The 23382-nt window shown below is 55.1% G+C and carries 24 protein-coding genes; 17 read left to right on the top strand and 7 right to left on the bottom strand.

What is annotated here, in order from left to right:
• Positions 1-10: 10 nt before the first annotated feature.
• Positions 11-1000 carry a cobaltochelatase subunit CobS gene (gene cobS, locus AC6I9Z_RS14810; RefSeq protein WP_461456577.1) on the bottom strand — a complete coding sequence of 330 codons (990 nt, stop codon included), beginning with the start codon at positions 998-1000 and terminating at the stop codon, positions 11-13.
• 67 nt (positions 1001-1067) lie between these two features.
• Positions 1068-1670: a J domain-containing protein gene (locus AC6I9Z_RS14805; protein ID WP_461456575.1), complete on the bottom strand. Its 603-nt coding sequence runs from the start codon at positions 1668-1670 to the stop codon at positions 1068-1070.
• 67 nt (positions 1671-1737) lie between these two features.
• On the opposite strand from AC6I9Z_RS14805, the gene AC6I9Z_RS14800 reads away from it, so the two are divergent.
• Genes AC6I9Z_RS14800 through AC6I9Z_RS14790 form a run of 3 tightly spaced genes read left to right on the top strand, consistent with a single transcriptional unit; the run spans position 1738 to position 2856 of the window.
• Positions 1738-2022 carry a BolA family protein gene (locus AC6I9Z_RS14800; RefSeq protein ID WP_461456573.1) on the top strand — a complete coding sequence of 95 codons (285 nt, stop codon included), beginning with the start codon at positions 1738-1740 and terminating at the stop codon, positions 2020-2022.
• A gap of 10 nt (positions 2023-2032) precedes the next feature.
• A complete protein-coding gene (locus AC6I9Z_RS14795; RefSeq protein ID WP_461456571.1) occupies positions 2033-2479 on the top strand; it encodes an ankyrin repeat domain-containing protein in 447 nt (148 codons plus the stop codon).
• Positions 2476-2856, top strand: coding sequence for a cupin domain-containing protein (locus AC6I9Z_RS14790; RefSeq protein WP_461456569.1), 381 nt, complete (start codon positions 2476-2478; stop codon positions 2854-2856). The genes AC6I9Z_RS14795 and AC6I9Z_RS14790 overlap by 4 nt, the downstream gene beginning before the upstream one ends.
• 20 nt (positions 2857-2876) lie before the next feature.
• Here AC6I9Z_RS14790 and AC6I9Z_RS14785 read toward each other — a convergent pair whose 3' ends face one another.
• Positions 2877-3932, bottom strand: a complete 1056-nt coding sequence (locus AC6I9Z_RS14785; RefSeq protein ID WP_461456567.1) for a DUF2332 domain-containing protein — start codon at positions 3930-3932, stop codon at positions 2877-2879.
• Between the two features lie 40 nt (positions 3933-3972).
• On the opposite strand from AC6I9Z_RS14785, the gene hisG reads away from it, so the two are divergent.
• The 8 genes from hisG to AC6I9Z_RS14745 all read left to right on the top strand — a co-directional run bounded on the left by hisG (position 3973) and on the right by AC6I9Z_RS14745 (position 12477).
• A complete protein-coding gene (gene hisG / locus AC6I9Z_RS14780) occupies positions 3973-4623 on the top strand; it encodes an ATP phosphoribosyltransferase (protein WP_109356436.1) in 651 nt (216 codons plus the stop codon).
• Positions 4623-5921, top strand: a complete 1299-nt coding sequence (hisD, locus tag AC6I9Z_RS14775) for a histidinol dehydrogenase (protein WP_461456565.1) — start codon at positions 4623-4625, stop codon at positions 5919-5921. Before hisG ends, hisD begins: the two co-directional genes overlap by 1 nt.
• A gap of 18 nt (positions 5922-5939) precedes the next feature.
• On the top strand, positions 5940-6467 hold the full coding sequence (locus tag AC6I9Z_RS14770; protein WP_461456563.1) for a DUF1993 domain-containing protein: 528 nt from the start codon (positions 5940-5942) through the stop codon (positions 6465-6467).
• Entirely contained in the window at positions 6464-6913 is a 450-nt protein-coding gene (nusB, locus tag AC6I9Z_RS14765) for a transcription antitermination factor NusB (protein ID WP_461456561.1), read from the top strand. Before AC6I9Z_RS14770 ends, nusB begins: the two co-directional genes overlap by 4 nt.
• 91 nt (positions 6914-7004) lie before the next feature.
• Positions 7005-7940, top strand: coding sequence for a thiamine-phosphate kinase (gene thiL, locus AC6I9Z_RS14760; protein WP_461456559.1), 936 nt, complete (start codon positions 7005-7007; stop codon positions 7938-7940).
• 159 nt (positions 7941-8099) lie between these two features.
• On the top strand, positions 8100-10217 hold the full coding sequence (locus AC6I9Z_RS14755) for a sodium-translocating pyrophosphatase (protein ID WP_109356441.1): 2118 nt from the start codon (positions 8100-8102) through the stop codon (positions 10215-10217).
• A gap of 170 nt (positions 10218-10387) precedes the next feature.
• Positions 10388-11605, top strand: a complete 1218-nt coding sequence (locus AC6I9Z_RS14750) for a GNAT family N-acetyltransferase (protein ID WP_461456557.1) — start codon at positions 10388-10390, stop codon at positions 11603-11605.
• Positions 11602-12477, top strand: coding sequence for a transcriptional regulator (locus AC6I9Z_RS14745; RefSeq protein WP_461456555.1), 876 nt, complete (start codon positions 11602-11604; stop codon positions 12475-12477). Before AC6I9Z_RS14750 ends, AC6I9Z_RS14745 begins: the two co-directional genes overlap by 4 nt.
• Positions 12478-12921: 444 nt before the next feature.
• On the opposite strand, the gene AC6I9Z_RS14740 is transcribed toward AC6I9Z_RS14745, so the two are convergent.
• The gene (locus AC6I9Z_RS14740; protein WP_461456553.1) at positions 12922-13365 is read right to left on the bottom strand and encodes a hypothetical protein; all 444 of its coding nucleotides are present in this window, start codon (positions 13363-13365) and stop codon (positions 12922-12924) included.
• Between the two features lie 124 nt (positions 13366-13489).
• Positions 13490-16036, bottom strand: a complete 2547-nt coding sequence (locus AC6I9Z_RS14735) for a hypothetical protein (RefSeq protein WP_461456552.1) — start codon at positions 16034-16036, stop codon at positions 13490-13492.
• Positions 16037-16256: 220 nt separating this feature from the next.
• On the opposite strand from AC6I9Z_RS14735, the gene infA reads away from it, so the two are divergent.
• Genes infA through AC6I9Z_RS14705 form a run of 6 tightly spaced genes read left to right on the top strand, consistent with a single transcriptional unit; the run spans position 16257 to position 21320 of the window.
• The gene (infA, locus tag AC6I9Z_RS14730; protein ID WP_108810762.1) at positions 16257-16475 is read left to right on the top strand and encodes a translation initiation factor IF-1; all 219 of its coding nucleotides are present in this window, start codon (positions 16257-16259) and stop codon (positions 16473-16475) included.
• Positions 16476-16507: 32 nt separating this feature from the next.
• A complete protein-coding gene (locus AC6I9Z_RS14725) occupies positions 16508-17089 on the top strand; it encodes a Maf family protein (protein WP_461456549.1) in 582 nt (193 codons plus the stop codon).
• Positions 17079-18092 (top strand): ribonuclease E/G, encoded by a 1014-nt coding sequence (locus AC6I9Z_RS14720; RefSeq protein ID WP_497811014.1) that lies wholly within the window; start codon positions 17079-17081, stop codon positions 18090-18092. Before AC6I9Z_RS14725 ends, AC6I9Z_RS14720 begins: the two co-directional genes overlap by 11 nt.
• 46 nt (positions 18093-18138) lie before the next feature.
• Positions 18139-18771 carry a maleylacetoacetate isomerase gene (gene maiA, locus AC6I9Z_RS14715; protein ID WP_461456545.1) on the top strand — a complete coding sequence of 211 codons (633 nt, stop codon included), beginning with the start codon at positions 18139-18141 and terminating at the stop codon, positions 18769-18771.
• Positions 18771-20867, top strand: coding sequence for a TonB-dependent receptor (locus tag AC6I9Z_RS14710; RefSeq protein ID WP_461456543.1), 2097 nt, complete (start codon positions 18771-18773; stop codon positions 20865-20867). Before maiA ends, AC6I9Z_RS14710 begins: the two co-directional genes overlap by 1 nt.
• Positions 20868-20876: 9 nt before the next feature.
• Positions 20877-21320 (top strand): MarR family winged helix-turn-helix transcriptional regulator, encoded by a 444-nt coding sequence (locus AC6I9Z_RS14705; RefSeq protein ID WP_461456541.1) that lies wholly within the window; start codon positions 20877-20879, stop codon positions 21318-21320.
• Between the two features lie 84 nt (positions 21321-21404).
• Here the strand turns inward: AC6I9Z_RS14705 and AC6I9Z_RS14700 are convergent, their stop codons facing one another.
• Together AC6I9Z_RS14700 and AC6I9Z_RS14695 are read right to left on the bottom strand one after the other, a co-directional pair.
• The gene (locus AC6I9Z_RS14700) at positions 21405-22391 is read right to left on the bottom strand and encodes a type II secretion system F family protein (RefSeq protein WP_461456539.1); all 987 of its coding nucleotides are present in this window, start codon (positions 22389-22391) and stop codon (positions 21405-21407) included.
• 17 nt (positions 22392-22408) lie between these two features.
• A complete protein-coding gene (locus tag AC6I9Z_RS14695; protein ID WP_109356452.1) occupies positions 22409-23380 on the bottom strand; it encodes a type II secretion system F family protein in 972 nt (323 codons plus the stop codon).
• Between the last annotated feature and the right edge of the window lie 2 nt (positions 23381-23382).

The raw sequence follows: 23382 nt of genomic DNA, 5'->3' as shown, positions 1-23382 counted from the left end.
TGAAGCGGATTTAAGCCCCAACCACACTTTCCGGCAGATCTTCGCCAAAGACGCGCTGATAATATTCGGCGACCAGCATCCGTTCGGCTTCATCACATTTGTTGAGGAAGCTCAAACGGAAGGCAAAGCCGACATTGTTGAAAATCGCCGCGTTCTGGGCCCAACTGATCACGGTCCGCGGGCTCATCACAGTGGAAATGTCTCCGTTGACGAAACCCTGACGCGACAGGTCGGCGACCTTGATCATATTCTCAACTGTTTTGTCGTCCGTATCCGGAACCTTGGAAAGAATGACCTGCGCTTCGGTAGCGGCGGGAAGATAATTGAGCGTTACGACGATGTTCCAGCGGTCCATCTGACCCTGGTTTATCTGCTGCGTGCCGTGATAAAGCCCGCTGGTGTCGCCGAGGCCGACCGTGTTGGCGGTTGCGAAAAGACGGAAATTCGGGTTCGGACGAATGACCCGGTTCTGGTCGAGCAGGGTCAGCTTGCCCTCGGCTTCCAGCACGCGCTGGATCACGAACATCACGTCGGGGCGACCGGCGTCATATTCGTCAAACACCAATGCCGTAGGCGTCTGCAACGCCCATGGGAGCAGGCCTTCACGGAATTCGGTGACCTGCTGGCCATCTTTCAAAACAATGGCATCGCGGCCGACAAGATCGATACGGCTTATATGGGCATCAAGGTTGATGCGGATACATGGCCAGTTGAGCCGCGCCGCGACCTGTTCAATATGAGTTGATTTACCAGTGCCGTGGAAACCCTGCACCATCACGCGCCGGTTAAAGGCAAAACCGGCAAGGATTGCGGCAGTCGTATCCTGATCAAAGACATAGGACGGATCCAGATCGGGAACCCGCTCATCCTTTTCACTGAACGAGGGGATCTGCATGTCGAGATCAATGCCAAACATTTCCCGCGCATCAACGGTTTGATCCGGTGCGTCCAAAACGGTTTCGCCGCTGCCGCTGGGATGGGTATTGGGTATGTCAGTCATGTTTGTCCTTTGAAAACTCGGGCCTCATTATGAAATACAAAAAGCCAGAGCCACTATCTAAAATTACCTAACTAAAATCTGGCGATTCCTTAAGCTGCGTATAGGCCGCGATCACATTTGCCAACTGTTTCTCATGACTTCTGTTGCCGCCATTGCGGTCGGGATGATATTTGCGCACCAGTTCGGAATAGCGCCTGCGAATTTCGCCGCGCTCTGCATCCTCGCCAAGCCCTAGCGTCTTAAGCGCCTTGCGATCGCCCGCGCTGATCGCACGACCGGGTGTTTGGGGCCGCGAAACGCTTGCAGCAAATCTTGCACCAATTGCATCCAGCGGATCGGTAAAATCGGCCCATGCCGGTGCATCACTCGGTCCATTTTGATAGATTCGCCGATTGCTGTCCCACCCGCGAATGGGATGCTGCGCTTCAAAAATCTGTTCCTGATCCATACCGTCGAAATAATCATAGCCCTGATTAAACTCGCGGACGTGATCAAGGCACAGCCAGCGATATTCACCGGGGCCGTCATAGCTGTGCCGGGCGCCGTAAACAGAGGGTGCCCGGAATTCGCCGTCCTCTTCACATCCTTCAATCGCGCAGGTCCGCCCTTCGCTTTCCACACGACCATGAAAACGATTGGGTTTCTTTTTTCGAGGATCGGAGGAAGGCAAAAGGTTATCCGGTTGTTGAAGCGATAAGGCGGTTCGCAAATGCTGGTAATCCTTCTATATAGGCACGATGGAAACAGAATCAAAAGGGCCAGTGGCCGCAGAAATCGAAAAGCGGCTTTTAGAAGCGCTGAACCCGACTTCGCTCAATGTTATCAACGATAGCGCGAGCCATCGGGGTCATGCCGGCGACGATGGCAGCGGAGAATCCCATTTCACGGTCGAAATTGCCTGCGCGGCCTTTGAAGGGCAGTCGCGGCTCAACCGGCAGCGGATGGTGAACAAAGCGCTGGGCGATTTGATGCACGACAAGGTGCATGCCATGGCGATCAAGGCGACGGTGCCGGGGGAATAAGGAGCAAGCAATGCCAACATGGCCATGGCGAAAGCCCAGACCGGGTGTAGATGAATATGGCCGCAGTCCGCTGTGGTATCAGGCGATGGATGGGAACCTTGACGGTCTGGAGCAGAGCCTTGATGAGGGACTCGATGCGACTGCATCTGACAAAGATGGGTTTTCGTCGCTACATGTTGCCTGCGAATATGGTCATTCCGCCGTGGTCGCCCGGCTAATTGCTTCCGGTGCAGACGTGAATTGTACCGACAAACACGGCAATGGTCCGCTTTGGGTGGCGACCCGATGTGCGCGCAAAGCTGATTTTAGTCTCGATATTGTTGCAGACCTTATTCGTGCCGGAGCGGATATGACACATTGTAACGCAGTCGGTAAAAATCCTGCAGGATGGGCCATGGATGATCGTCTGCAATCTATATACCGGTCCTTCGGTTATGAAGGAGAATTTGGACTGTGAGTGAAACTGCAGCTTTGCAGAAGGTCAATCTGAAAGAGGCGTTCGCAAGTTTCTCCGATCACTGGTCGCCTAAGATCGCGGGCGATATCAATGATGCACAGGTGAAACTGGCGAAATTTGAAGGCAAGTTTGACTGGCATCATCATGACAATGAGGACGAGTTGTTTCTCGTCATCGCTGGAACCATGCGCATGGGCCTGCGTACCGGTGATGTTGATGTCGGGCCGGGTGAATTCATCATCATCCCGCGCGGGGTGGAGCATTGTCCAGAGGGTCTTGATGGCGAATGCCATGTGTTGTTGCTCGAACCCAAGGCGATATTGAACACCGGCAATGTGGTGACGGATAAGACCGTTACAGAGTTGGATCGGCTATAGTCATTGGAAATGGCTGGGCTCTAAGATGCTCCCAGCCATTTGACCCACGCCCCATGGGCGTGGGCCTCCCCAAGCTTGACCGGCTCGCTGCCATCAGGCCAGTGCCGAACGATCAATTCATGGCGATAGGTTTCGCGATTGGCTTCCAATGACAGCCAGGCCAGCGGTCGCTCTGCGGTGGCTCGGGTTCCGGCTTCTTCCATCGCCTGCTTGATCCGATCACGCCCTGCTTTGGGGATATATTGCCAGACGATGGAATGGACCAGCACCCGCGTAACGCCCGCTTTCTGCGGCCTGGTCAGCTGTTCGATCATCCAGTCGTCGGCGCTTGCGCCTTCCAGGTTGGGTGGCCGATCGTTGACCATCTCTATGGCGGTCTTCATCCGTTCGAAGCGCACGGTATGTTCAGGCCAGATATAGGCCGTAAGCCGGCGGGCTTGCGCCGGATCAGCGAGATCAACCGGCGCAATGTCACAGCCGCGAAGCGACTCAAAGGTAAAGGGCACATCTGCGGGCGGTGGTCCTTCCCAGTCGGGTTTAAAGGAAAGGGATGCATCGTCAGGACCGACCGAAACTCCGCCAAGGTTATAATGATAGCGGTCGATCATCAGGTTCAGGCCACCGCTCGATCCAATTTCCAGCAGCTCGTAGCGTGGCGGCAGGCCCTGTGCAGTCAGCCACAGCAGGCCCGCTATATAGGAAGACGATCGCCCGGCCTCATTAGTCTGCGGCGGGGAGTCGAGCCAGGGCAGCAAGGCCGCCTCGTCCGTCTCTATCGTGGCGGCGATGATCTGCTCGGCATCTTTGGCGGCTTGTTCATCGCCTTCGTAAATGGCGGACAGCCCGTCATGCTGGCCAGCCAGATGCAGCGCGTGAAAGCCACCTGCGATCCGTAATGGCAGGGCGTCGGCCAGCGGATTGCCTTCCCATCCAAGCACTTGGCGGCCCAGTTCGGTGCTCTCGTCCAGCGCTCCGATAATCGCCTCGACAATGCGGCCGGTAATAGGTGCGCCGTTGGAACGGCAATATTCTATCTGGTTGGTGAAGGCGTCCTGTATCTTTTGCTGGTTAGACATATTGCCCTTTCCGGTGTGAGGCCCTAATGCGTCGGCTTCTATGACCACACCCCTTATCTTTGCAATCCCCAAGGGACGGATTCTCGACGAGGCCTTGCCGATGCTGGCCAAGGTCGGCATCGAACCTGCACCGGAATTTTTCGACAAGGCTAACCGCAGCCTGATGTTCGGCACCAATCAGGCGCATGTCTCGATCATCCGGGTGCGTGCCTTTGATGTGGCGACATTTGTCGCCCATGGCGCGGCGCAGATCGGGATTGTCGGATCGGACGTGGTGGAAGAGTTCAACTATAGCGAGCTTTACGCGCCGGTTGATCTAGGCATTGGCCGCTGCCGTCTGTCAGTGGCGCAGCCGAAGGATGATGCCGATCAGATTGGCAATATCTCGCATATCCGTGTCGCCACCAAATATCCCAACCTGACCAGCCGCCATTTTGAGGCTCAGGGCATTCAGGCGGAATGTGTGAAGCTGAACGGTGCGATGGAACTCGCGCCTTCGCTGGGTCTGTCACGGCATATTGTTGATTTGGTGGAATCCGGCAGCACGCTGAAAGCGAATAACCTGGTGGAAACCGACCGGATTATCGACATTTCCGCGCGACTGGTGGTGAACCGGGCTGCCTTCAAGATGCGCAGTGAAGAGCTGACCGGGCTGGTCCAGAAATTCCGCGAACTGGTGGGGCAAGTCTGATGGCTTTGCGGCTTTCAACCTCGGATGCCGGTTTTGCCGACTCCTTTGACGCGTTGGTCAATGCCCGCCGCGAAGCAGACGCCGACGTATCGGCGGATGTCGCTGCGATTATCAAGGATGTCCGTTCCAATGGCGACGAGGCAGTGGCCCGGCTTACGCAGAAGTTTGACGGCCATGATCTGGGATTTACCGGTTGGAAAGTGTCGGTTGCGGAATGTGAGGCGGCGCTGGATGGTCTCGACCCCAACCTGCGAATTGCTCTCGAGTTGGCGGCGATCCGCATTGGCGACTATCATGAGGGGCAAAAGCCCGATAACCGCGACTATCGCGATGATGCCGGAGTGCGCATCGGTGCGCGCTGGAATGCGGTTGAACGGGCAGGAATCTATATCCCCGGCGGCAGAGCAGCCTATCCCTCTTCGGTTCTGATGAACGCCATTCCGGCCAAGGTTGCCGGTGCAGACCGCGTCATCATGGTGACGCCGACGCCGGGCGGCGAAGTTAATCCGCTGGTGCTGGCGGCCGCTGAAATCGCAGGCGTTGATGAGGTCTGGCGAATTGGCGGCGCGCAAGCGGTGGCCGCTCTGGCCTTTGGGACCGAGAAAATCGCTCCTGTTGATGTGATTACCGGCCCCGGCAATGCCTGGGTCGCGGAAGCGAAGCGGCAGGTTTATGGGGTGGTCGGTATCGATATGGTGGCAGGGCCGTCGGAGATTGTTGTCGTGGCCGATGGCCAGAATGATCCGGACTGGATAGCCGCTGATCTCTTGTCCCAGGCAGAGCATGATCCGACCAGCCAGTCGATATTGTTCACCGATGATGCGGCCTTTGCCGATGAGGTAGCAACGCGGGTCGAAGCCCAGCTTGCTGAATTGGCGACGAGCGAGACAGCGACGCAAAGCTGGACCGACAACGGTGCGATCATAGTGGTTGATCGATTGGAGCGGGCCATGCCGCTGGTCGACCGCCTGGCTGCTGAGCATCTCGAACTGGCTTGTAACGATCCGCAGGCCTTGTTCAACAAGGTGCGCCATGCCGGTTCGGTATTTTTGGGGCGTCATACGCCAGAGGCCGTTGGTGACTATGTTGCCGGGCCCAATCACGTGCTGCCCACCGGAAGGCGCGCGCGCTTTTCTTCTGGGCTGTCGGTCACCGATTTTATGAAGCGGACCAGCTTTCTGGAATGCGATGAAGCGGCGCTTGGCAAAATCGGCCCGGCGGCCGTTGCCCTTGCGGAAGCCGAAGGATTGCCTGCCCATGCGGCAAGCGTAAAAAAGCGGCTGGACACGCGCCGTTAATCAAAAGAGATAGAACCAATGACCATTTCACTATATGACGCCGTTATTCCATCACAGCTGCAGATCATTGCAGCCGTTCGCGCGCTGGTCGATAACGCAAAAGCCCATTGTGAAGAGACCGGCACTGCTGCCGAAGACATTATCGGTGCACGGCTCATTAAAGACATGCAGCCCTTTTCCTATCAGGTGAAGTGTTGCCGTGAGCATTCGCTGGGCGCGATAGAGGCTGCGCGTGAAGGCGTGTTTACCCCCAGCCTGGTAGCACCGCCAGACAGCTGGCAGGGGCTTTACGAAAAGCTTGATGAAGCGAAGGCCGGACTTGAAGGGGTTGAGGAGGCAGAGATGACCGGTTTTGTCGGACAACCAATGGAGTTCCGTTTCAAAGAGACAGTCATGCCATTCACTGTCGAAAATTTCCTGCTCAGTTTCGCGCAGCCCAATTTCTATTTCCACGCAACCACGGCCTATGATCTGCTTCGTGAACGCGGGTTCCGGATTGGCAAAATGGATTTCGTGGGTGTTCCGCGAATGAAGTTGCCAGCATGACCGCAAAATCAAACACCCGTTCCACCGCCCGTCTCGCAGCAGTTCAGGCGCTTTTCCAGCATGATATGGAAAAGACCCCGGTCCCGCGCTTGCTGAAAGAATTTCATGACCACCGGCTGGGGGCAGAGATTGAGGATGCCCAATATCGCCCGGTTGAGGTCGATTTCTTCGACGATGTAGTCGTTGGAGTGTCCGAAAAACGGGACGAAATCGATGCGCTCATCGCCGAAAAACTGGCATCCGGCTGGTCTATGGGGCGGCTCGACAAAACTATGTTGCAAATTCTGCGCGCCGGGGCCTTTGAATTGATGGCACGGGACGATGTCCCGACGGGGACGGTAATCAGTGAATATGTGGACGTCGCACATGCCTTTTTTGACAAAAAGGACAGCGGTTTCATAAACGGATTGCTGGACGCAATAGCGAAGCAGGTTCGGGGCGGCTGAGGGGCTGACATCAACGCGATTCTGCTTGGCAGGGGAGTGTGAGTGTTAGTAATAGATGTGGGGCACATCTTCTTTTTGAAGGGGGCCTCGATTGACCGAATTAGACTTTATTGACCAGTTGAAAACACTGGCGACCCATCCCGCGGCCCGCGGTCTGGCTGATGATGCGGCGGTATTGCCTTTTGGTCGGCACAAGCTCGTCATAACCCATGACATGATGGTCGAGGATGTCCATTTTTTGCCAAATGCCGATCCTACCGATATCGCGTGGAAGCTCGTGGCCGTAAACTTGTCTGATCTGGCCGCCAAAGGCGCGAAGCCGCTGGGCATATTGATGGGATATTGCCAAACGGGTGACGACGCATGGGATGCCGCATTCGTTCGCGGCCTGAAAGAGGCTATTGGCCATTTCTGTGTGCCGTTACTGGGCGGTGATACCGTGTCGGCGGGACCGAATGGCAAGCGGACCCTCGGCCTGACCGCTTTGGGCGAAGCAAAAGGGCATATCATTCCCGCCCGCTGCGGTGCCGCGCCGGGGCACAGCATCTATGTCACAGGTGAAATCGGGGATGCGTGGGCAGGGCTACAGATAGCCCTTGGCAAGGCACATGCTGCGGACATAGAGACCTCGGCTGCTCTGTTGAAGGCGCATAACCGCCCGCAACCAAAACTGGATGATGGCAGGGCGTTGTCGTCTTTGGTCAGTACAATGATGGATGTTTCAGATGGTTTGCTGCTCGATGCCTCGCGGATAGCCAAGGCCAGCGGTGTCAATCTGGAGATTGATCTCGATCAGGTTCCTTTGTCGGTGCCGTTCAAGACCCTGTTTGGTGAAGGGGAAGATGCCAGAATGAGTGCCGCCACCGGCGGTGATGATTATCAATTGCTGCTAACCGCCAGTCCGGAAACTGTTTTGCCGATAAATGTAACCCGTATTGGCCAGTGTCGACCCGGATCCGGTGTGTCTCTGGTGCAGAAAGGGGAACGGATTGGTTTGCCGGAACCACTTGGGTTCGTACACGCCTGATGGTTTGCAATATCGATCAATGGAATGCCTATCTGAAATACCAAGGAATGCCCGTAAAATCAGGGGTTGCGCCATGCGCTTCACGCTTTATAAGTTTCCGCGATCTCGCCCCAATTCAGGGGCGTTTCACGATAAAGGTCTAGGGGGAGAAGAACAGCAATGACTGTTGTCACCATTTCAATAATATGCGGTTTAATTGCCGTTTTATATGGGTTTATTACAAGCCGCCAGGTGCTGAGTGCACCGGCTGGCAATGAAAAGATGCAGGACATTGCTGCGGCCATTCAGGAAGGTGCGCAAGCCTATCTGAACCGCCAATATCGCGCGATCGGTATCGTGGGGGTTGTGGTTGCGGTTATCGTCTTCCTGTTCCTTGGTCCGATTTCGACGGTCGGTTTCCTGGTTGGTGCCATTCTTTCTGGCGTTGCGGGCTATATTGGCATGAACATCTCCGTTCGCGCCAATGTCCGCACGGCGCAGGGCGCTAGCGAAAGCCTGCAAACTGGTCTGACCGTTGCGTTCCGCGCTGGCGCGGTTACGGGTATGCTGGTTGCTGGACTCGCGCTTCTTGCTATTTCCATCTTCTTCTGGGTGCTCACCACGCAGATGGGCCTCGAAGCGAAGAGCCGGACAGTGATTGACTCGCTTGTGGCTCTGGCCTTTGGCGCTTCGCTGATTTCGATCTTCGCACGTCTGGGCGGTGGTATCTTTACCAAAGCAGCTGACGTAGGTGCCGATCTGGTGGGTAAGGTTGAAGCGGGCATTCCTGAGGATGATCCACGCAACCCTGCCACGATCGCTGATAACGTCGGTGACAATGTCGGTGACTGTGCCGGCATGGCAGCTGACCTGTTTGAAACCTATGTCGTGACCGTTGGCGCGACTATGGTTCTGCTGGCTCTTCTGTTTGGCGATCTGGTTGGCGACACAATGCTCAACAGCCTGATGGCGCTGCCGCTCATTGTTGGCGGTGTTTGCATCATCACATCCATTATCGGTACCTATATGGTCCGTTTGGGCAATGGCACCAATATCATGGGGGCTTTGTATAAAGGCTTCATCACCACCGCTGTCCTGTCTATCCCGGCCATCTATTATGTGACGATGCGCACCGTGGGTGACATGAATGCCATTATCGGTCAGGGCCTTGACGGCACTGGCGGATTCACCGGCATGGCCCTGTTCTGGTCAATGATGGTTGGTCTGGCTGTGACCGGCCTGATCATTTGGATCACCGAATATTATACCGGTACAGAATATCGTCCTGTGCGTTCGATCGCCAAGTCTTCGGAAACAGGTCACGGTACCAACGTGATCCAGGGGCTGGCGATTTCGATGGAAGCAACCGCGCTGCCGACCCTGGTTATCGTGGTTGGTATCGTCGTGGCGTTCCAGCTCGCTGGTCTGATCGGCTTGGCCTTTGCTGCAACATCGATGCTGGCTCTCGCAGGTATGGTTGTGGCTCTGGATGCTTATGGCCCGGTAACAGACAATGCCGGCGGTATCGCTGAAATGTCTGGTCTGGACGAAAGCGTTCGGGACAAGACCGATGCTCTGGATGCTGTGGGTAACACCACCAAGGCTGTCACCAAAGGCTATGCCATTGGTTCTGCCGGTCTGGCGGCACTGGTCCTGTTCTCGGCATACACGGCTGACCTCAAGGAGTTCTTCCCGGATCTGCAAGTCAGCTTCAGCCTTGAAAATCCATATGTGATTGTCGGTTTGCTGCTCGGCGCGCTTTTGCCTTATCTCTTCGGAGCCATGGGCATGACCGCTGTGGGCCGTGCTGCCGGTGACGTTGTTGTCGATGTCCGCGATCAGTTCGCTAATGACAAAGGCATTATGGATGGCACATCGCGTCCAAACTATGCCCGTACGGTTGACCTTGTAACCAAGGCCGCGATTAAGGAAATGATCCTGCCATCGCTGCTCCCGGTTCTGGCACCGATTGTGGTCTATTTCGTGGTGACCGCGGTATCAGATCAGGCCAACGGCTTTGCCGCGCTTGGTGCATTGCTCCTCGGCGTGATCGTCTCCGGTCTGTTCGTTGCCCTGTCAATGACAGCAGGCGGCGGCGCATGGGACAATGCGAAGAAATATATCGAAGACGGCAATCATGGCGGCAAGGGCAGTGAAGCCCATAAAGCGGCTGTGACGGGCGATACGGTGGGTGATCCCTACAAGGATACCGCTGGCCCAGCCGTGAACCCGATGATCAAAATCACCAATATTGTTGCCCTGTTGCTGCTCGCAGCGCTGGCACATGGTATGGCATAAGGCCTACCTTAATATTGGCCGACATATTGGTCTAAAAGACCCCGCTGGAAGCAATTTCGGCGGGGTTTTTCTTTGACCGCTTTTCGACGGAGTGACCAAAATGCTGTCGTTAATCGGTTATTACCCTATTTTTGCTACTAAATTGTCCAAGTTATTGAGGGCAATTCGATATGGATGCAGGCGGGTTTCAGACCCAAAATGATGAAGCGGTTCACTTCGAAACCGCGGACCGTGTGTGCCTGACCAGTTCGGCGTCGGCCGAGCTTGTTTCGATTGCGAGGATAGACGACCTTTTATTGCCTTCCTGGCAGAAACTCGCTCGCAATGCGGCCGAGCCCAACAGCTTCTACGAACACTGGTTGCTCGGACCAGCCATTCAACATTTCAGCACCCATCCGGAGCTCAGTTTGTTCCTTTTCTGGGCTGGCCTTCCTCACAAGTCCGATCTGCTCGGGCTGATGCCAGTGGGGCCGTGTCGGCAACTTGGCCGCTGGCCGGTGCCATTTGTCCAGAACTGGACCCATCATAACAGCTTTCTCGGCACGCCACTGGTCCGCAGCGGGTTTGAAAACCAGTTCTGGACCGCGTTGTTCAAGCATCTGGATGACAAGAACTGGCCGGGTTTTCTGCATATCAGAGACATGACAGTGGGCGGGTCACTGGATCAGGCCCTGCGCGCCGTGTGCGCGAGGCAACAGCGCCGCTGCGATCTGGTGCATAGCGAAGCCCGCGCTTTGCTGCAGAGTGATCTCGACGCCGAAGCATATTATGCCCAAACGGTCCGGCCCAAAAAGCGCAAGGAATTGCGTCGTCAAGCCAAGCGGCTGAGCGAGATGGGCGATCTGTCATTCTCTCATCATATAGATGAGGCCGGGCTGGAGATATGGATTGCCGATTTCCTTAAACTGGAGAGAGAAAGCTGGAAGGGGCAGGAGGGGTCCGCCCTCGATTGCTCCGACGATACACGCGGCTTCTTTACCGACACCCTGACCGGTGCAGCCAGTGCCGGTCAACTCGAGCGTCATGACGTGCGATTGAACGGAAAGCCGCTGGCTATGCTGGTGAACTTCTGTTCTGCCCCGGGCAGTTTTTCCTTCAAGACAGCGTTTGATGACGCTTATGCCCGCTTCTCTCCTGGCGTGTTGCTACAGCGCGAGAATCTCCAGATTCTCGAAAGACCGGATATTGACTGGATGGACAGTTGCGCGGCGCAGGACCATCCGATGATTGACAGCTTGTGGTCGGGACGCCGTCATATCGGGCGTTTCTCCATTGAGCTGAAAGGGCTCTCGCGAAACGCCATGTTTCGCGGTGTGCGTTTTGGAGAGGACTTGATGGCCCAGATAAAAGGGCGTGAAATTGTCGATATCATGCAGGTGCAACAGTGAACCAGATTTTGGGAAAAGACGCTTTCAGCAAACCTATTTTTGGCGAGAAAATGCGTCAGCAATTTGCGCTTTGCTATCCCGAACAGCCGCAGTTGCTCGATCATGACATGTCAACAAATGCTCTGCTTTCACTGGACGCCTTGGCCAGGCTGGGAACGGCGCTTCCCAAAGCCAGCGTCGAGTATAATCCCGGCGACCTGCCGGTGGGCATAGATCCGAACGATGTTCCTGATAACGGCATGTCAATTGCGGATACGATTTTGATGATTGAGAACTCGGCAAGCTGGGCGGTTCTTAAAAATATCGAGCAAGTGCCGGAATATCAGGCACTGCTCCTATCTTTGCTGGCAGAGATCAAACCGATATTGGAAAACAAGACTGGCAAAATGTTGCGGCCGCAAGGTTTTATCTTTGTGTCTTCGCCAGGTGCCATGACGCCGTATCATTTCGATCCGGAGCATAATATCCTGCTGCAATTACGCGGTGAAAAAACGATGACCGTCTTTCCCGCCGGTGATGAGAGATTTGCTCCGGCAAAGGCTCACGAATCCTATCACACCGGCGGGCCCCGTAATCTGGTATGGGAAGATGGATTTGCTGACCAAGGTAAGGCTTTTCACCTGAATCCTGGCAAAGCGATTTTCGTGCCGGTAATGGCGCCGCATTTCGTCAGAAACGGATCACAGCCTAGCATATCCCTGTCGATCACCTGGCGTTCCGACTGGAGTTTTGCCGAGGCTGATGCCCATGCATTCAATCATATGTTGCGCGGTTGGGGTCTGAACCCGAAAGCCCCCGGCCGGTTCCCTGAACGGAACAGCGCGAAGGCCATAAGCTGGCGTGCCTTGCGAAAACTGCATCTGGTGAAATAAGCCGCTGCCGGTGGCAGACTTGCTGCGAAGTTGACACTAGTTACACGGTCCTTTGCGGTGGTTTTCCCGTGAGGCTTTTCTTAAAGTTCACACAGATCACACCATTGCTAGTGGGATGGTTTTCAAGGAATAGTTCTACGAGCAACCTGGATATGTGTGCTCCGCACTTGATGCGGAACCTAGGATGGCTGTTACGCTCGTCTACTCTGGGCTCCGCATCAAGTGCGGAGCACAAGCCTCGGGTAAACTCCTCTATCGCTATAATTCAAAGTTCGCACAATTCTCACCCTGTTGCGATCAGGTGCAAAACGCCGTCATATCAATATTCAAATCTGAGAAAGAGCTTTGGAAATATTACCACAGGCCCTCGGCTGTAGGAAAGCGCCCCGTCAAATCTGCTTTGCGGGACGCTCTCGATAAATACATAACAAGCCAGAGTTTGGCCTAGGCCTCTTCCTCGTCGTCTTTCTTGCCGAAAAGGGTCGAATATATTCCCAATAGAACCAGCAAGCCGGCCGGAAAAATACCCCACATATGTTTCCATCTTGAAAAGCTGTACCCTTCGGTTGGATCCGAACCCAATGTTTCCTTTAACCGGGACAATTCCGCTTCATCGAGCGGCAGGTACGCATAGCCATCATCGGTTTCAGTGTAGAGCACGAACGTCTCGGTTGTTTCCTTGGCCCACAGCGGAATGAATAACAGGCTTGTTTCTTCATACATATAGCCGACATCGACATAGCTGCCGTCGATCTGATATTCCTCGGTATCCGGAAGGTTTTCGACCAAAGCTATTTCCTGATTGGTCGTTCCACGCTTGCGCGCTTCGGCCGGTTGTGACACCGCGATTGCTAAAAAAACACCAATTATTACAGTAGTATATTTCATATTTCCCCCTCTTGAAGCGGCGACGATAGCTTGCAGTATGCCCATGTGAGTGATGCAGATCACAGGGGACAATTTTTATGTAACGGGGGGCAGAATATGATGCGTGTTCAGTCGTCTTGCGAAGCTAAAACCGTTTGCGAAAGCTTACCTCAACATAGCGCCCGATAGGGTCGATAAAACCCGGCTGATAGCTCAGCGGAACCAGTCCGTCGCTGTCCCGAACGTCCTGAATATCGTCGAAGACATTATCGATGCGAAGAGCGATCCGGCTGCCTTTGAGGAATTTGAACCGCTCGGTCAGAGTACCGCGATCATCGAGATTGATGAAAGCGCGCAGGTTAAGCGTTGTCAGATCCGAGAACCGCAGATCGGAGCTTGTGAGCCCTCCGTCCACGCGCGTCGCAGTTTGATGCTCTGCCTGAACCCGAAAGCCGATACCGTTGTTGAACCAGCGTCCTTGCAGCTCAAATTCATGACGGGGTTGGCCGCCGGTCGATCCAATAGCCGAGCCGTCCAGCAGATCGAGCTCCTCAACGCCGGGGCGGATCAATATGCGTTCATCCAGGTGAACGGTGTGATAGGCTGACACGCGCCAGCGACCACCGCCACGCCTGCCGGGCCGACCGCCGCGTGGTCCACCGGCCCGGGCGCCTGACTGTCCGGATCGGGCCTCACCTGTTGCGGATCGCCGGCTCTCGGTTCTCCCCTCTGGCGGCGGCCTATCGTCCGGCGGTCCACCATCACCAGCACCCGGCCTACCGCCACCTTCACCGCGTAATCCGCGACCACCACGCCGCTGGCCAAAGCGTTTGGAGAACTCCAAGCCGTAGCGAAGACTCTCGCTGCGGACATTACTGTAGTTGACCGGTCGCCGGTCGATGGCGATCAGGCGGCCAGTTTCATCACGTGTAACGCGATCAGGAAAAGCCGCTTCGATTTCTTCGGTCAGCAACGGAAAGTCAGAGGCAACATTCTCGCTATTGTTCCGGATATATTCACCCAGAAATGTCATGCCATCGAGCCATTCGGGGCTATAATTTACGGCCAGCTTGATATCCCGCCGTTTCTCGGCAGGCAGGTTCAGATTGCCGCCCGTGGTGATGCTGGCCAACACGGTTTCGCCATTGGTAAAATCAAAGGTGGTGACATTGGGTGTGATGATGACCGGATTACCAAGCTGCTGGATGGCCGGGGCGGCTTCTTCGCCAATGGCCGAAGCGGTGAAAACCAGCCCGTCAACCGGTTCCCAGTTCAGGCCAAAACCGAATTCGACCAGGCCGCCGAAATCGGAAAGCTCACTATAGCCCAAATTACCATTGATCGACAGTTCGCCAATGACTTCGGTCACGTCGATATTCTCGTCGGCCAGCGGGATATCGATATTGATACCGGCATTGAAATTATCGCGCCCAAGACTGCTCAGCGTGGTCACGCTGTCGGTGGTATCCCGGCTGTCGAGGTCCTGCCGGCTATAACCGCCGCGCAAGGTCGTGGTGACCGAACCGGAAGGCAGGTTGATCAGCGTTCCGGACAGCGTGGCCAAGGACTCAAGTGTGTTGCTGACTGATCGTGCTTCATCGGTGACCGGAGCGAACAGTAATGCGCCGAAGTCTGCGGCAAAAGGGTCTGCTGTGCCTGCGTCGATAGCCGCCTGCAGTGCACTGATATCGCCGCTATTGTCGGTCGTGGTTTCGGTTTCCTCTCGCGCATAGTCAGCGGTCAAGGACCAGCGCCAACCGGACGACGTACCGTTCAGTACCGCACCACCCTGAAACGTGTTGGTCTCGACCGTTTTGCGTAGCGGCCCAAATTGGGTGAAATAGCGGAACAGGGTCTCGTCCGTGACTGACTGTGCAAACGGGTTGGTCGCCGGGATATCCAGCGTGCCACTGGCCAGCCCCAGAAGGGCGCGGGACTTGTCGTAAACATAGCCGCCGTTGAACGCCAATGACATGCCATTGGAAAAGGTACGGCTGTAGTTGCCATTGAATTCGAGCGTATCTGTTGGTGTGCTTAATGTGCGGAAACGGCCAAGATTGACCAGATCACCAGCATCGTCTTGAATGATGCCGCGCTCTGCCTCGGTAATCGCGGTCTGCGTTTCATATTCGATATTCAGGTTCAACCGGCTGTTTTTGCCAATGCGGGTAAAAGTGGACTCCAGCTCTGTCTTGCCCTGATCCCCACGGGTCGGCACACCATATTCGGTCTCCGCGCTGAGCCCGGTATAGTCATCTTGCAGGATGAAGTTGATCACGCGTTCATCCGGTGCATATCCATATTGCAGGGCCAGCTCTTCGGGAAACACCTGAACGCTCTTTATCGCTTCCGGCGGTAAATCGCGGATATCACGGAAACCCGAAGTGCGCTGGCCATTTATCAGGACTATCGGACGCCCGCTGCCGCGTCCGCGGTTGGAACTGGTTTGCGAGCTTAGCTCACCAAGCAGATCTTCAACAGAGGATACGCCATAGCTGGCAATATCGTCGGCATTGAGCTCCACAATCGGCGGAACTTCGGTGATTACTGACCCGCGGAGACGTTCGGCAGTGACGACAATATCCTCGTTGTAGCTATCCTCGTCGTTTGTTTGGGCATGGACGGGAAAGGCATTCATGATGGAAAGGGCCAATATGCTGGCCCCGAAAAACCGGAGGGAGTTTTGTATCATGTGAAAGGCTCTAATGATGTGAGGCGTTGGGGGAACATGGCTAAAATGCCGTGGCGCGGCGCAATGCTCAACTCAATGTTTGTAATAATTTGTCGCAAGTGCGGAGCGTCGACAAATTTTACACTGCGCAGCAAATCCTTCCCTTTTGCAGAAATTGGGGTTATGGCGCACCGCAGCACATCGAAAAACCCACGAATCAACAGGGATGAAGTAAAGCCGAATGGCAAAAGAAGAACTATTAGAAATGAAGGGGATGATCCGCGAATTACTCCCCAACGCGATGTTCCGGGTCGAACTGGAAAATGGTCATGAGGTTCTTGGCCATACCGCCGGCAAGATGCGCAAAAACCGTATCCGTGTGCTGGTGGGCGATGAAGTACTCGTTGAACTCACGCCTTATGACCTGACCAAAGGTCGTATCACCTATCGCTTCAAATAAGCGCGGGATGCTGCCGTGACGCGGCCACATAAATGAAGTTGGTTTTGGCATCATCCAGCCCGCGCAGGCTGGAACTGCTCGGCCGTTTGGGCGTTAAGCCTGACCGGATCGCTTCTCCGGATATTGATGAAACGCCGTTAAAGGGTGAGCTGCCGCGTGACTATGTGCTTCGCATGGCGCAGGAAAAGGCGGCAGCGGTTCAACGTGCCGATGATGAAGTTCTGATCGCTGGTGATACCATCGTTGCGGTGGGCCGGCGGATTTTGGGCAAGGCCGAGAACGAGGCTGAGCAGCGACAATTTATGGAGCTTTTGGGCGGGCGGCGACATCACACGATGTCAGCGGTCTGCGTGATTGCGGCGGATGGCACTGCACGCACCAAATTGTCTGACAGTATCATAAAGTTCAAACGTTTCGAGAACAGCGAAATCGACGCCTATATCCAGTCCGGCGAAGGGCAGGGCAAAGCCGGCGGTTATGCCATTCAAGGCCTTGCCGAAGCCTTTGTGATTTCAATCAGCGGCAGTTTCAGCGGGATCATGGGCCTGCCGCTTTATGAAACACGCAATCTGCTGATTTCCTCGGGCTATCCGCTCCAACACAATGGTGCCTGATTTTCAAAATGGCTGGCTTTATGAGGCCGGTATCGGCGAAAACCGCGCTGCCCGCATTATAGATGGTGAGCTAGTTGCAGCCCGGATTGAGCGTGAGCGGGCGGGTGCACGACGGGGCTCTGTGGTCGATGCGCAGTTTACGGAGCAATGGGTCGCTGGACAATCGGGTATTGTGTCGCTGGAAAGCGGCGAGCAATGCCTGTTGCAACCGCTGCCCAAAGGTCTGACCGAAGGTGCGACTATACGGATCGAAATTGTCCGTGAGGCCCTGGACGAAAAAGGCGGACAATCGAAACGGGCCAAGGCGAGACCGGTAGATGCTGGTAGCGCTCTAACGCAGGGTCCAAACCTCTTGGATATCATCGAAGCAAGCGGTGAGCCGATCCGAAAGGTTCAAGCGCACGAACTGGATATGCTGGCTAGCTTGGATTGGAACGAAGCGATGGAACAGGCAGAAACCGGCCGCATAGAGTTTGACGGCGGCAGTCTGCTGGTCTCCTTAACACCAGCGCTGACGGTCATTGACGTAGACGGTCCGCTCGTACCGCTTGAGTTAGCAAAACGTGCGGCCAAGCAGGTTGCGCTAGCGCTTACGCGGTTTGATATTGGTGGTTCAACCGGCGTCGATTTTCCGACCTTGCAAGCAAAAGCAGAGCGAACAGAAGTCTGCGCTATATTCGATCAGCATATGACGGGCAATTGCGAACGGACGGCGATTAACGGTTTTGGCTTCATGCAAGTGGTCAGCCACAAGACGGGCCCTTCGGTGCTGGAAATAATGCAGGCGGATAAGGTACTGAGTGCGACCCTCATGCTATTGCGCCAGGCGGAACGGACCCCAGGAACCGGTGCCATGCGGCTTGACGTACATCCGGCGGTCGCGGCGAAGCTCAAACACAGGCAGACGTGGCTGGATACGCTGTCACAACGCACCGGTCGCGGCGTTTCAATTGCGACAAAAGGCGATATCACTATAGCGGGCGGGCAAATCGCATCGGTTTAGTCCGCTGCACTTGCATTTTCATGGCTCGCTCTGCACAAGCCGTTCCATGACAGATATCATTCTCTATGACTATTGGCGCAGCTCCGCGAGCTACCGCGTGCGTATCGCGCTCAACCTAAAGGGCATTGCGTATAAATCGGTCAGCAAAAATCTGCTCGACGACAGCACCAAACAGGCGGATTATATTGCGCGCAATCCGCAGGGTTTCATTCCGATGCTGCATATTGACGGCCACGATTTGACCCAGTCGCTGGCGATTATCGATTATCTTGATGCGACAGTTCCGGAACCACCCATGGTATCGAGCGACCCGCTCGAACGCAGCCGGACGCTGGCGCAAGCGCTGGTGGTCGCGGCGGATATTCATCCGGTGAACAATCTTCGGATCATGAAATATCTAAAAAACGAAATGGGTCAGGATCAGGAGGCGATCAACATCTGGTATCGCAATTGGGTGAGTGAGGGCTTTAAGGCGCTGGAAGCCATGGCGCCGGAAAGCGGGTTTTTGGGCGGCGATGCACCCAATCTTGCCGATGTCTGTCTGGTCCCGCAAATGTATAATGGCCGCCGGTTTGAAACCGATATGACGGCCTTTCCAAAACTCGTGCGGATTGATGCTGCATGCAATGAACTGGCGGCGTTTCATAACGCAGCGCCCGAACAGGTGAAAACAGTCTAATGAATAAATCAGTTTTGGCGTTGCCTTTGATGGCGCCCATTTGTCTTGTCAGTGCCCCGGCCATGGCGGAATCTACCGCCGATTCAGCGGCTGTGGCTGAAGAAGGGATTACCGTCACAGGCCTGCCGCTGCCGGACGCGGATGATGCCTATAGCACTACCGTGATCGAACTGGACACAGACACGCGCATTGAGAATGCCTTGCGAACGGTTCCCGGTCTTCAGCAATTTCGCCGATCCGATGCACGTTCCGCCAATCCGACCAGTCAGGGGATTACTATCCGCGGCCTTGGTGGTAACGCTTCATCGCGCGCTGTTCTGTTGCTCGATGGCGTCCCACAAGCCGATCCCTTTGGCGGTTGGGTCGCATGGCCGGGTTATGACGCTCTGGCACTTGGTTCAGCCCGCATAACACGCGGCGGTGGCAGCGGCAGCGAGGGATCAGGTGCCATCGCGGGAACAATTGAATTGTTCAGCCAGGATGTAGGTAACCTGATCGAACTGGGCGCAGCTTATGGCAGCCGCAATAGCGTCGATGCAGATCTTTTATTTGGCCGCGAACTGGGGCAGGGGCAGCTTACCATCTCCGCCAACTATGCGCGCGGTGATGGCTTCACACCGATTATCGAAAGCCAGCGCGGTGATGTCGACCATCAGGCGGAATATGAGCAGGCCGGTATCGCTGTGCGCTATGTCGCGCCGCTGACCGACAATACCGAACTGCAAGCCAATGTTCGCGCGTTCACCGATGATCGGGAACGCGGCTTTGCGTTCAGCGAAAACCACAATGACGGCGCTGATGCCAGCATCCGGCTGGTCAACCGGTCCGATACCGGCTGGCAATGGTCGGCCTTGGGATATGTTCAGATCCGCAATTTTGACGTGAGCTTTGGCGGTGTCGCGGCGGATCGTAACAGTGTCCGGCGCGTGTTTGAACAGTTTAATGTGCCCTCAACCGGCCTTGGTGCAAGGTTTGAAGTGCGGCCACCGGTTGGCGACAATATCGAACTGCGCATTGGCGGAGACTGGCGGCGGACGGAAGGCGAGACAAACGAGAATTTCTTCTTCCTCGACGATGACACCCCGCGCCGCAGCCGCAACGCAGGCGGCTCGACCGCCACTTATGGCGCCTTTGTCGAGGCCAGTGTGCAGGCCACGGAGGCACTAACCCTGACCGGCGGTGGCCGCATTGATTTTTGGACCATCGATGATGGCTTCCGCAGAGAGATTGAATTGATCAACCCATTCCCGGGTTCCGTGCGCACGGACGCTCAATTTGATAATCGCGACGGAACCGAGTTCACGGCACGCGGCGGCTTTGCATATGATGCGACCGATCAATTGGCGTTGCGCGGTGCAGCCTATCTGGGCTGGCGTTTGCCGACGTTGAACGAACTGTTCCGGCCCTTCCGCGTTGGTCCAGATGCCACTGCGGCGAATGAACTGCTCAAGCCAGAGCGAGTGAAAGGCGCGGAACTGGGGCTGGACTGGGATAGCGAATCTGTTTCTATCGGGATAACGGCTTTCTACAACGAACTGGATGATGCGGTTGCCAATGTAACACTGGACACGGGGCCAGGACTATTCCCAGGTGTCGGCTTCGTCTCCGGGGCAGGCGTCTTCCGTCAGCGCCAAAATCTGGATTCCATTGAATCCAAGGGCATTGAAATCGACACCGAATTTGATCTTGGCAGCCTGGTGAATAATTTATCCGCTCGTGCCGCCTATTCCTATGTTGATGCGGAAGTAAAGGCCTCTGGAGATGCAGCGGCGGTGGATGGATTACGTCCGGCTCAGATTCCTGAGCACAATGCTTCTGCCAGCCTGCTTTGGGAGAAGAAAAATGGAACGGGTGCGTCTGTCTCGTTGCGCTATATCGGAAGCCAGTTTGAAGATGACCAGAACACACGCCGGCTGGATGATGCATTCACCATTGATGGCCGTCTCGCTTTTGCAGTGAATGATCGTTTGTTGGTCGAAGGGCGGGTTGAAAATCTGTTTGATGCGCGGGTAGAGACGGCCGTTAGTAGTAGCAATATTATCGAACGTGCTTTTCCGAGGACATTTTGGATTGGACTTCGCACCAAAATTGAATAAATATTACTTATGACCGCAAACCTTGACGATTTTATCCCGTACCAACTGTCCACCGCATCCAATGCGGTGAGCGATCTGATTTCAAGCGAGTATAAGAGCCGCTTCGGGCTGAAAATCCCGGAATGGCGGGTTATGGCCGTTCTCGGAAATCGCGGTGCATCGACACAGCGACAGCTTGTCGAAGCGACCCTGATGGACAAAGTGACAGTCAACCGGGCTGTTAAAACTCTGGTGGATCGCCAGTTGCTGGGGCGCAGCCCGAATAGCGCCGACGGTCGTTCTCATCATTTGATGCTCAGCCAGAATGGCCGCGACCTTTATGACCAGATCATGCCCGCAGCGGAAGCGATGGAAAAGAAGGTGATGACTGTCCTGACAGATGATGATCAGCGGCATTTGTCAGAAATGCTGGCTAAAATAAAACAGTCTGCTGATGATATCGCGGCCGGTTAAACAGCCGGTTTGACAGTATCCCGAACAAAAAAAGAGCGGTTTTGAAGACCGCTCTTTTTTCATTTTTTGTTTTGATGCCTCTAGCTACATCATCGTATCGGAGATCGAACAGGCTGCCGGCCCAAGGATCACGATAAATAGCGTCGGCAGAATGAACAGGATCAGCGGGATCGTCATAATCGCTGGCAGACGCGCGGCTTTTTCTTCAGCCCGCATCATCCGATCATTCCGGAATTCTGCTGAGAGAACGCGCAAGGCTGATGCTAACGGCGTACCATATTTCTCTGTCTGGATCATCGTTGTGACCACGCCTTTGACATGCTCCAAGGCCACACGATAGGCGAGATTCTCAAAAGCCTGACGGCGTTCTGTGAGGAAGCCCAGCTCAATGGATGTCAGTGAGAACTCATCCGCCAGTTCGGGATAGGCATCGCCCAGTTCCTTGGCCACGCGGGCAAAAGCGGCGTCGACGGTCAGGCCAGCCTCGGCACAGATGACCAAAAGATCAATCGCGTCTGGCAGGCCTTTGCGAACCAGATCGGTTCGCTTGGCGATCAGGTTGTTCAGGTAAACGTCAGCGCCCTTATAACCCGCAATGCAGGCACCGGCGAAAGCACCGAACTTCTTGATCGGTGTCCAGTCGGGCATGTAATCAAAGCCATAAAGGGCGAGGGCAGCTGCGCCGCCGAGAACAATCGGCAAGACCAGACGGCTGAAGATAACCGCGTAAGCGAGATCTTTCGAACGGATGCCAGCCTGGGCCAGTTTCTGCTGCGATTCTTTTAGCTGATCGTCCTGCAAAACTTTGAGAGACGACAGCATGCCGCGCATACGATCTGTTGTATCGTTCTGCTGGATCAGCTTAGCGCGCTTCTTGGTTGTTGAGGCGGTGATACCGGCCTTCAACTGTTCACGCCGTTCGTTCAGCGATTTGACACGCTTCGCCATGGGATCTCGGACGGTTACGGCCGTATAGATTGCAAACACAACAGCGAGCGTTGCTACGGCAGCCAAAATGGTTGCCACCCAGAGGACGTCTATTCCCAGTAAAGTTGGACCACTATCGGGCATTGCCTTACACCTTCCTCTTAGATTTCAAAGTTGACCATTTTGGCCATGATGAACACACCGATGCTCATCCAGGTCAGCCCGCCGAGGCCAGCGATGATCAAGCGTTCTTCGTAAAAGAATCCCGCGAGATAAGTTGGGTTAACTGACCAAACCAAGGCGAAAACGATGAATGGCAATGAACCAACAATGTAGGCGGATGCCTTTGATTCCGAAGACATGGCTTTGATTTTCAGTTTCATCTGACCGCGTTTACGCAGCACATCTGCCAGGTTGGCCAGCGTTTCGGCCAGGTTACCACCTGTCTCACGTTGAATGGCGAGCGTGATGCAGAAAAATTTGAATTCTGGTGTATCGAGCCGTTTGGCGCTTTCCTGCAAAGCATCTTCCATTGTCCGGCCAATTTTGATCCGGTCAACAACCTTGGCAAATTCTTCGCCTACGGGCCCGTCAATTTCCTTTGCAACCACACCGATGGTTTCCGTTACCGGTAGACCCGAACGTAGACCACGAACCAAAAGTTCGATCGCATCAGGGAATGAAGCGGTAAACTTGCTGACTCTCATACTGATCAGGATGCCGACAATCATATGCGGTAGGCCAAATCCAACCGCCAGTCCCCCAAATATGCAAAGGAGCAAGGGCGCTCCCTGAAAGATCAGGCCGGCACAGACGAGAACAGCGATTCCGAGGCAAACCGAAAAAAACTGCTTGATGGTCCATTCGCGCCCGGTTCGGTCGAGCCGGATGGCGAGCATGTCCATTCTCGACAGCGTTTCGCCGGTGGGTCGATGGTTTTTCCGGCGGGCACTGACCGCCTTTTTCATCTGTTCTTCCATTTTGGCATTGGTGCTTTCCGAATGACGGAAGCGCACTTTGTCCAGACGCTTTGCCTTTGCCGTAGCCTCTGAAGGGCCGGCAAAAGCAAACACGATGAGCATAAGGACTAGCAATATTCCTCCACCCAGAATGGCTGTCTGCATCATATCCATTA

Source organism: Parasphingorhabdus sp. (genome assembly GCF_059726685.1).
The sequence above is the reverse complement of the archived record's forward strand: the minus strand, read 5'-3'. Positions and strand labels throughout refer to the sequence as shown.